6 protein-coding genes and 2 pseudogenes are annotated in these 7,344 nt (G+C 37.0%); all 8 read left to right on the top strand.

What is annotated here, in order from left to right:
* Window positions 1-425, top strand: a 425-nt coding sequence (locus FD47_RS12990) for a multicopper oxidase domain-containing protein (RefSeq protein WP_156404155.1), incomplete at its 5' end; no start/stop codon positions are given.
* A 223-nt stretch (window positions 426-648) separates the two neighbouring features.
* A complete protein-coding gene (locus FD47_RS12985; RefSeq protein ID WP_003678293.1) occupies window positions 649-1,341 on the top strand; it encodes a response regulator transcription factor in 693 nt (230 codons plus the stop codon).
* The gene (locus FD47_RS12980; RefSeq protein WP_225352993.1) at window positions 1,338-2,693 is read left to right on the top strand and encodes a sensor histidine kinase; all 1,356 of its coding nucleotides are present in this window, start codon (window positions 1,338-1,340) and stop codon (window positions 2,691-2,693) included. Before FD47_RS12985 ends, FD47_RS12980 begins: the two co-directional genes overlap by 4 nt.
* A 14-nt stretch (window positions 2,694-2,707) precedes the next feature.
* Window positions 2,708-3,511 (top strand): prolipoprotein diacylglyceryl transferase, encoded by an 804-nt coding sequence (gene lgt / locus FD47_RS12975; RefSeq protein ID WP_035181252.1) that lies wholly within the window; start codon window positions 2,708-2,710, stop codon window positions 3,509-3,511.
* Window positions 3,512-3,542: 31 nt separating this feature from the next.
* Complete coding sequence (locus tag FD47_RS12970) at window positions 3,543-3,959, top strand: ArsC/Spx/MgsR family protein (protein WP_003678287.1); 417 nt, start codon at window positions 3,543-3,545, stop codon at window positions 3,957-3,959.
* 242 nt (window positions 3,960-4,201) lie between these two features.
* A pseudogene (locus FD47_RS12965) lies at window positions 4,202-4,589 on the top strand (HAD-IC family P-type ATPase); the annotation flags it as partial.
* 197 nt (window positions 4,590-4,786) lie between these two features.
* Window positions 4,787-4,945 (top strand): annotated as a pseudogene (locus FD47_RS15120) (LemA family protein); the annotation flags it as partial.
* Window positions 4,946-4,989: 44 nt separating this feature from the next.
* Window positions 4,990-7,257, top strand: coding sequence for a bifunctional glutamate--cysteine ligase GshA/glutathione synthetase GshB (gene gshAB, locus FD47_RS12960; protein ID WP_054736342.1), 2,268 nt, complete (start codon window positions 4,990-4,992; stop codon window positions 7,255-7,257).
* The last annotated feature ends 87 nt before the right edge of the window (window positions 7,258-7,344 follow it).

Genomic DNA, 7,344 nt, shown 5'->3' with positions numbered 1-7,344 from the left:
CAAGAAAGCCATCACCACCAGGTAACCAAGAGGTCAATAATTTCAATCGAAAAGTTGTTCAAAACATCACCTTATCTGGTATGGGACATATGGTAAGCATCAATAATAAGCAGTTTTCAATGAAACGAATTGATATAAAGGTAAAACAAAATACGGCACAAATTTGGAAGATTAGTAACAAGGATAATATGATGGGTGAGATCCACCCTTTTCACATCCATGGCGTTCAGTTTCGGTTATTGAGCGTTAATGGCAACACACCCGCAAGTAACATGCAAGGGAGGAAAGACACAATTATGACAAGACCGGGGAACCAATATAAAATTATGATTAAATTCACGCAACCTGGGGTTTTTATGTATCATTGCCATAATCTTGAACATGAAGAGACCGGAATGATGGGCCAAATTCAAGTTGTGCCGTAACGGTCACTTAATTCGCTTAATGAAATTACGCCAAGTCTGCTTAATGCTGTCAAGTTGTTGTGGTGGAATTAAACCCAGCATCATGATGAATAGTAGCAGTGGGCAGAAGATAATTAGAAGAATTGTTGCTAGCATCCACATATTTGTTCACTTCTTTTTCTTTTTGATAATTATGCCAGAGATGTATGGAGATTATGTGCAAAATATATGGAGATGAAAAAATTTGACTAAAATTTTAGTTGTCGATGATGAAAAGAAAATTGTAGATATAGTTACCGCCTATTTAATCGCACAAAAATTTGAAGTTGAGGTGGCCTACTCGGGAACGGAAGCTTTGACCAAGTTTTATAAATGGCAGCCTAACCTGGTGGTGCTTGATCTTATGCTACCAGATTTAGATGGTAATGAAGTGACCAGAAGAATACGGCAAGATAGTAAAACACCGATAATTATGTTGACGGCAAAATCAAGTGATGAAAGTATTGTTAACGGATTGCAATCTGGCGCCGATGACTATGTAGTTAAGCCTTTTAGTCCACGAGTGGTAGTAGAACGGATAAAAACCGTACTACGACGTGTCACAGAAGAACAAGCGGAAAAAGTTCTCTCCTTTAACAATGGACAGTTAAAAATCAAATTAGAATCGCAACAAGTTTTTGTCCATGATATGGAGATTGCACTGACGCATACAGAATATGATATTCTTGCAACAATGGCGAACTATTATCGACAAATATTTACCCGTGAACAGTTAATCGATTTAACTAGAGGAATTGACTATGACGGACTAGATCGGATGATTGATTCTCATATTAAAAATTTACGACGAAAAATTGAAAGTGATAATACTAAGCCGGTTTATATAATAACGGTTCATGGCCGAGGCTACCGTTTTGGTGGGAGTAAAGATGAATGAAACGACAGATTCGGACACAGCTAATAATCTCTTTTATATTTTTGGTGTTATTGATCGTAGGTTCAATTAGTTTAATGACCATGAGTTTAGTTAGTGATCATTTTGACAAATATGTGCAGAAAAAACATGATACAACGCTCACCGCATATAAAAACGAATTAAAGGTTAGTTATCTGATCAACAATGGTACTTGGAAACCGGCCAAAGTTAAAAAGATCGGTGTTAGAGCATTGCAAGATGGTCTTATTTTGGTTTTGAAAAATACTGACAATAAAATAATATGGGAACCAAGTCAAACCTTGTTACATAGGGCTACTAATACCAAAAATATAGATAGTATGAACAAAAAAAATGGAGCTATCAAGATTAATTCCAAAAAAGTCGCCCTAGTACAATTCTCACATAATGATGCTTTAGGGTATACACGACATGATGTCGCATTTATCAATGATTTACGAATTGGTTTGGCCGGTATTTCAATCTTTGTATTTTTAGTTGCAATAGTCATTGCAGTATGGATAGCTCGTGATCTAAGTAGACCGTTACGACAAATTGTATCCTTTACTCAGGCGGTAGCGTCTGGGGATTATCGAAACCAGTTACCGCAACAAACACAAATCGTAGAGGTAAATGCGCTAGTAAATGTAACTAACGAACTTTCACGCCAGTTATCCAAGAATCAGGCGCTACGGGAGCGTTTGTCTTCCGATATTGCTCATGAATTACGCACGCCATTAACAACGATTCAGGGTTCGCTAGAAGCGATGATCGATGGAATCTGGCCAATTGATGAGGCAAGATTGGTTAGTTTAAATGATGAAGTTATACGGTTGACCCACTTGATCAATAATATTGAAAATATTGCTTCAATTGAACATCGCGAGGATAAGTTAATCAAAGTTGATACTGATCTTAGTAAATTGATACAGCAGGTTTTAAATAATTTTCAAAGTAATCTTGAGGAGAAAAGAATAACGCTTGATTACCAGACGGAAAAAATCATCGTTGCAATTGACCCAAATAAAATAAATCAGGTTATTACCAATTTATTGTCAAACGCCATAAAATTTACACAAACAAAGGGCAAAATAATAATTAAGTTAAAACGTGTAGCAGATAATGTTGTTTTAACTATTGAAGACAACGGTAGTGGAATTGCAGAAAAGGATGTCCCACATGTATTTGATCATTTCTATATGGCTGATCCAGCACGAAATCGCCAACAAGGCGGCCAAGGGATTGGTTTAGCAATTGTTAAAGCAATCGTGGTGGCTCATGGTGGCTCAGTTTCTGTGGACAGTGAATTAGGTGTTGGGACTATTTTTACAGTTAAACTACCATTGAATAATTAGGAGGGAATGATCATATGGGAGCACTAAACCCGATCGCGTTTAAATTAGGACCTTTTCTGGTTCATTGGTACGGTATTATTATTGCAAGTGGGGCAGTACTTGGTGTGCTGCTTGCAATTAACGAAACTAAGCGACAAAGGATTTCTGCAGATGACATTTATGATTTAGTATTCTGGGCATTGCCAATTGGATTTATTGGCGCACGAATCTATTATGTCATTTTTGAATGGCAGTATTATTCACAACATTTAAATGAGATCATTGCGATTTGGCAAGGGGGTATTGCCATTTATGGTGGCCTAATTGCTGGTGGGATTACATTGATCGTCTTCTGTCGGCAGCGTAGCTTATCAGTTTGGCAGGTCCTAGATGTTGTTACGCCAGGCATTATGTTAGGTCAAGTTATTGGAAGATGGGGTAACTTTGTTAACCAGGAGGCCTTTGGGTCTGCTGTTTCACGCAGTTTTTTGCAGCAGTTACACTTGCCTAACTTTATCGTGCAACAGATGTACATTGGCGGTGCATATCATCAACCAACTTTTTTATATGAATCAGTATGGAATTTTGTTGGCTTGATCTTACTCCTTAGTTTACGGCATAAAAGAGGTCTGTTTAAACGGGGAGAAATTGCGTTAAGTTATGCGATTTGGTATTCATTTGGTCGATTTTTTGTTGAAGGAATGCGAACTGATAGCTTGTATCTATTTGGCCAAGTACGTGTGTCACAATTATTATCATTGATTGTTTTCATTGTGATGCTCAGTATCTTTGTTTATCGACGGAAACAGCAAAAAGCTTCTAATTATTTAATTGATTAATTAATAATGTAAAAGAAAGCGAGGCTAAATTATGATTAATCTGTATTTTCATACTAGTGATCCGGCAAAACGAAAAATGCTCGATTGGTTTCATGATCAAAAAATTGATGTACAGATCCGTAATATTATGCAAAAGCGATTAACTGAATTGGAAATTAGGCACTTGTTTTTGCTATCCGATAATGGTAGCGATGATTTGATTGCAATACGTTCTAAGGCTGTTCAAGAACACGTTTTTGATAAGGGTCTAACATTTAATCAATTAGTGATTGCGGTATATCAGCACCCCAAAATTTTAAAGAACCCGATTGTGTTTAATGAACAAAGCCTGGTTACGGGATTCAGTATTGAGGATATCGGTGTTTTTGTACCATCAAAACAGCGGAAGCGTGAGCGATTGTCATTATTTGGTAAATTATATACTGCAGAATTTGGTAAAGTTTCTTGAATTGACCAGGGCTTTACAACAGAATAAATTTTTTTGCTTTTTGTGTTTACATTTGTAAACTTAAGAGGTATGATATTTGCATCGTTTACAAGTGTAAACACAAGGGAGTGATGAACCTGAATGAAATTGACGGTCACAATGGAAAAGCTTATAAATGCTTCAACGTAATTAACTGTAATTGCTTGTTTAATAAAAAGATGGTTGTCGTATGACCGAATAAAATTAATTTTTATAAAAAAAGGAAGGCTGATCACGTTAAACAACTTCAACAACAAGCACCAGTAGCCTTTGTTGGTGATGGTATTAACGATGCGCCAGCATTAACAACCGCTGATGTCGGCATTGCCATGGGTTCTGGTACGGATATTGCAATTGAATCTGGTGGCATTATCTTAGTTAAGAATAATCTGTTAGATGTTGTCAATGCACTCGAGTTGAGTCAAAAAACGTTTAATCGAATTAAGTTAAATCTGTTTTGGGCGTTCATTTATAACTCATTAGGTATCCCCTGGACTAGGGCTGATCTTGAGTCCAGAATTAGCCGGTCTAGGAATGGCATTAAGTTCATTATCAGTTGTTGCCAGTTCATTGATGCTCAATAGAACCAAATTAACTACGGTAACTGCGTAAATTGGAGGATACAAAGTGGAAAATCAAAATTCAAAAAAAGCAACGGTGCTGACTGTAGTGGTCGCAGTTGTCTATACTGTTATAGCTGTATTTGTTGGAATCCTTTTATTGAATGGTCTATAAACATGGTTAGATCATTTAGATTTTCTAGAACTTCGTTAAAAATAACTTAGCGTATTTTTGAGAGGATGAGAAAAATGCAATCGCGAAGATTTAGAACCTGGTGGATTAGCTTAGGCGTGATTTTAATAGCGCTTGCGGCCGTTGGTGCAATAAGTGTTGAAACCTATAATAGTTTGGCTAAACAGAATCAAGAAGTCGAGGCGCAATGGAGTCAAGTGGAAAATGTGATGCAACATTTCTAAAAATAAAATTAGAAAAAGAGAGAAGCGAGTAGTGTATGATTTTTAGCGAATTATTGCAGCAGGCGCAAAACATAGCCGCAATATCACATTCAAGAATTGGTGTGGAACGAGAAAGTCAACGCGTAAGCCTGAACGGAAAATTAGCCGTTACAAATCATCCAAACGTACTTGGTAGCCGCCAATTCCATCCTTATATCCGTACCGATTTTGCTGAGACTCAATTAGAAATTGTAACGCCAGTAGTGAATACAGTGAATGATTTATTTCGTTGGTTAGCTGCTTTACATGATGTTACCTATCAATCAATGCCAGCAAATGAAATGTTGTGGCCACTCAGTATGCCACCGGAGCTTCCAATCCGCGATGATGAGATTAAGTTAGCCAAATTGCCTGATTTTCAAGGTGTTTTATATCGCCGCTACTTGGCTAGAATATATGGTCGACGTAAACAGATGATTAGTGGGCTACATTTTAACTTTGAATTTCCAACTGTATTGGTCGAAGAACTGTATCAGCACCAAAGTGAGGTAACTGATTTTAAATGCTTTAAAAATATACTCTATCTTAAAACGGCGCGTAACTACCTTCATTACCGCTGGTTAATTACCTATCTATTTGGTGCCAGTCCTGTTGCTGAATCCAATTATTTTGAATCAAATGATGAGCAACCACAAACGGAAGTACGGAGTATCAGAAATAGTAAGTTTGGCTATTGTAATAAAAACAATGTTCAAGTATCATTTGAATCTTTACAAACTTATTTCGCCGATATAGAAACGCAAATACGTGAAGGTCATTTGATTAAGGAAAAAGAGTTCTATTCACCAATTAGGTTACGTAGAAGCGAACAGACAATTGACCAACAAGCGAGCGTTGATTATTTGGAATTAAGGAATATTGATATCAATCCGTTTGAACGTTATGGGGTTAGTGAAAATCAAATCGTATTTCTGGAACTATTTATGTTGTTCATGCTTTGGACGGACGAAAAGGAAACTAGTAATGATTGGATAATGGCCGGTGATCAAATCAATAATGAGGTGGCACTTGAGTCACCATTGACGCCAACTCGTTATCGAACAAACGGCCTTAAAATAATTGATTTAATGAAAAGAATGGCACAACAGTTGGATTTAAAAGGCTATGAAAGGGTACTACAGCAGGCCAAAAATGGATTGACAGATGTTGCAAAAACGATTAGTGGCCGAATGGTGAAGCAAATAATGACTATTAACCAATCAGTTTTTGCAACAGCCAACGGATTAGAGAATCGTAAGGTTATTACGCAGATTCCATATCAGCTAAATGGTTTTACTAATATGGAACTATCAACACAAATTTTAATGTTTGATGCCATTCAAAAAGGTATTACAGTAGATGTGATCGATGAAAATGATCAGTTATTAAAGCTACAGTTGAGTCACCAAATTGAATATGTCAAGAATGGAAATATGACAAGCCGAGATAGTTATATTGTGCCGCTGATCATGAAGAATAAGACAGCTACCAAAAAAATTTTGACCACGTCAGGTTTTAATGCTCCAGCCGGAGTTGAATTTATTAGCATAAATATGGCTTTAGCGGCTTATCCGAGATTTATGGGCAATCCAATTGTGATCAAGCCGCAGTCGGCTAATTACGGTAGAGGTGTTACCGTGTTTAAACTTTCTCCATCGCTGGTTGATTATTCGCAAGCGATTCGACGCGCATTTGCCGAGTGTTCGACCGTACTAGTTGAGAGCTTCATTGCTGGACCTGAGTATCGGTTTTTAGTAATTGATGATAAGGTAAAAGCGGTCTTATTACGAATTCCCGCTAATGTTACTGGTGATGGACACCATACGGTAAAACAATTAGTTGCAATCAAAAATCAGAGCGTCTTGCGTGGTTTGAATGATCGAACACCGCTTACTAAGATTTCTTTAGGGATGGTCGAACAAATGACATTAAAAAGTCAGCAGTTTACGGTTGATTCAATTCCGATGAGTGGTCAGCGTATCTATCTTAGGAAAAATTCGAATATTAGTTCTGGTGGGGACTCTGTTGATGTAACTGATCAAATTGATTTTACCTACAAAGAAAAAGCTGCTGCTGCTGTAAAATGTTTAGGTGCAAAAATATGCGGAATTGATTTGATTATTCCTGATAGATCAGTACCCGTTTCTGATCATGAGTCCTATTCGATTATTGAGGCCAACTATAATCCAATGATGGATATGCACTGTTACCCTTATAAGGGCCAAAAGCATAGAGTAACTGCAGATGTGCTTGAATTCTTATTTCCGCAGTTAAATGACTTATAAGACTGCATCTCATAATTGGTAATAATAATCAGCGTGTAATAAAAAGAAATCACAATTCTGAAGTGAACCCCCATAGTTGGATGAAAA

The sequence above is a fragment of the Lentilactobacillus parafarraginis DSM 18390 = JCM 14109 genome (assembly GCF_001435895.1).
Lineage (GTDB): Bacteria > Bacillota > Bacilli > Lactobacillales > Lactobacillaceae > Lentilactobacillus > Lentilactobacillus parafarraginis.
The sequence above is the reverse complement of the archived record's forward strand: the minus strand, read 5'-3'. Positions and strand labels throughout refer to the sequence as shown.